The organism is Moorena sp. SIO3I6 (assembly GCF_010672095.1).
In genome coordinates this window covers 1-2,395 of the sequence record NZ_JAAHHU010000710.1, presented here as the reverse complement: position 1 = coordinate 2,395, position 2,395 = coordinate 1, and the positions used below count along the sequence as shown (strand labels likewise).

Annotated in this window: 1 protein-coding gene and 1 pseudogene; both read right to left on the bottom strand. The window is 43.6% G+C overall.

Translation table 11 applies throughout. The features are described from left to right. On the bottom strand, positions 1 to 358 hold a 358-nt coding region (locus tag F6K49_RS41670), incomplete at its 3' end, for a hypothetical protein (RefSeq protein ID WP_293107083.1). 481 nt (positions 359 to 839) lie between these two features. Further along, a pseudogene (locus tag F6K49_RS41665) lies at positions 840 to 2,395 on the bottom strand (phospholipid carrier-dependent glycosyltransferase); the annotation flags it as partial.

Below are 2,395 nucleotides of genomic sequence, written 5' to 3'. Positions count from 1 at the left end.
CTACAGTCCAGGCGTTGAACGCAGCCTCAATCGCATTTTGAAACTCATTGACACTAGGAAGAATATCCCAGGTGAATAAATCGCGGAAAGCTTCATAGGAACCCCCCTCTACTGAGTATCGCAATCCGCCTTCGAGGGAACGCTCTCTTCCATTGATAGTCCTTGGAGCTGCATCCCATCGGGAGCCACCTCCGAGTGTGTTACCAGACTGGTTAAAAATTACAAAAGCGTCAGAGCGTGCTGGGTTAGCAACTTCAATGGCGGTGAAACTCAAAACAGACCCTAGGATTGCTAGTGATAGGTTTTGGGTCAGTTTGAGTAAATCAATAGGTTGTTTGTTTTTGAAGTTTGTTTTCATAAGATTGTTTATTTTAATACATTAAAATTATATGGGCAGGTTATTTTTATCAATATCAAATCACCTGTTTTTTAATAAGTCTAAACTACTTTTGATTAAATTATTCATAACCTTGAATTAAATTTCCTCAATAAAAATACTGAAAATTTTCAAATAAATGTAGTAAATTTTATGGCAAAATCTTAAGCGCTCGGGATGGGCAATTGGTTATGAGTAACGGCAAATACGGAAAGAACAATAAGACTAAAAAACTTAGTCCTATTGAGCCATTGATTCACAATTTATTCACAATGAAATAATATTAGGGGTAAGCATTCAGCCATTGGCCACGCTAGGTAAATGTCTCACGCTACTGTTCGCCCAGCTTGCCCGTAGCGCAATCGGTGCTTATTTTATTCAAAAGCAGCAATTAGTAGCTTGGCCACAAGCCCAAAACTGATAGCACCATCTGTAGCACCATCTGTAGCGCATTAGCTTACAATTAGCGTTCCCGTAGCGTGGCCGAAAGGCCATCGCTTTCAAGTTCTAATCCCTGAAGAACACTCCAAGCTTTGAACACATTACCTTGCATCAAGGCAGCTATACCAGATAGGGCTTGTAATTCAGGAATAGTCGGGTTGATTTTAAGGGCAGGTTTTAGGGCATTTTCCCCATTTTTTCCATCCCAATCATAGAGATAGACGAAGGCAAGATAAGCGTGAGCATAGGGATTTTGGGAGTCAAGTTGGGTGACTCGCTTTAATGCTGCGATCGCACCTTCTACATCTTGCTGCAATACCCTACTCAAGGCCAGAGCATAGGCCAAGTCTAGGTTATTCGGTTCTGATGCCAACCGATAGCTTAAGGCTAAATCTGCTTGTTCTAAGTACTCCTGAATCGGATCGTACTGGTTAATCCGGGCAGTTTCTTCAAAAACCGGTTCTAGGCCATTGAGTCCTTTAGGTAAATTAGTGGATAATATCCGCATTTGGGTGATTAAATCTAGTTCTGGTGCAGGTATGGGGGTAGCTGCTGGATCGATGGTCAAGGTAACGGTTGGTACTTGTATCCCATAGGTTTCCCCAGTTTGTCGATTGAGGTAAGTTGCTTTTAGAGTATAGCTTCCAGCTGGGATATCTGCTGGGGGAAACATCGCCATCCGTTCAATGACTTGAAATTGGGAATTGGCAGGTGGTAATTGGGAAGAGTGTAGTTCTCCCATGGCAATACCATGGTCGTGTAACCATCGGTGGGTTAAAGGTTGCAGGTTAGAATCGGTGGAAGGTTGCAGGTTAGTTTGGGTTGAAGGTTGAAGGTTAGTTTGGGTTGAAGGTTGAAGGTTAGTTTCGGTGGAAGGTTGAAGGTTAGTTTCGGTGGAAGGTTGAAGGTTGTTAGGTTGTAGGTTAGTTTCCGTTAAACCTTCAACCTTGGCCAAAAGGCCACCCTTCGCGAACAACTGGCCAACCTTCAACTTGTTAACCTTCAACTTGTTAACCTTCAACTGGCCAACCTTCAACTCTACCGGTTGCCAGGTTAGGATAACGATGCCAGATTGTAATTGCTCCCAAGAACCAGTCCACTGATAAGTTACTGGTACAGGTACTCCAGCAGGAGATGTTTCTGGTACGGTGACTTGGTCTAATTTAACTCTGGAATTTGAAGTGAGAGTATTGCTGTTCGCGTAGCGTGGCCTTTTGGCCAGGGAAGCATTGCCATCTAAACTAGTGGGTTTTATGGATGATTGGTCACCCACAGGCTTTATCGATAATGGTTTTACGGCTATTGGTGGCTGCCGCTTGTGATACAGTTTCAGTTGGCTAGCATCGGGTAACTCCCAAGTCTGGTGTAGGTCAAATTCTGTCCCTTGCTCAACTGCCTGAACAATAGCTGCTTGGGATTCTGGGATTGACCCTTGGGCACCAGTTTTAGTGAGGAACCAAGAAAGCGATCGCATATCCTGTTTCACTTGTTTGGCTTGGGTTCCCACTTGACGCCCGTATACTTGGAAATTGGCTAATGCACCATAGTAATTGAAGTTGTGTTGGTTAATGTCTGGGG